Origin of the sequence: Parafrankia sp. Ea1.12, from assembly GCF_900465275.1 — a bacterium.
GTDB lineage: Bacteria > Actinomycetota > Actinomycetes > Frankiales > Frankiaceae > Parafrankia > Parafrankia soli.
In genome coordinates, this window is the sequence record NZ_UBIZ01000739.1 from 1 (window position 1) to 225 (window position 225).

Consider the following 225-nt stretch of genomic DNA (forward strand, 5'->3'; position numbering starts at 1 on the left):
CGGGCGAGATCCGCTACCAGATGGCCGAGTCCTTCACCACGACGGACAACGGCCGCACCTTCACCCTGAAGCTGCGGCCCGGGCTGGTCTTCTCCGACGGCACTCCGCTCAATGCCGAAGCGGTGAAATTCAACTGGGACCGACTCAAGGACCCGGCCAGCGCCTCACCCAGCGCGGCGGAAGCGGCGATGGTCGCCTCGACCGAGGTAGTCGACGACGTCACCC

The 225-nt window shown here is 67.1% G+C and carries 1 protein-coding gene; it reads left to right on the forward strand.

Annotated features, from left to right (window positions below):
- Positions 1 to 225: ABC transporter substrate-binding protein (locus FMEAI12_RS36040; RefSeq protein WP_235015167.1), on the forward strand; the 225-nt coding region annotated here is incomplete at both ends.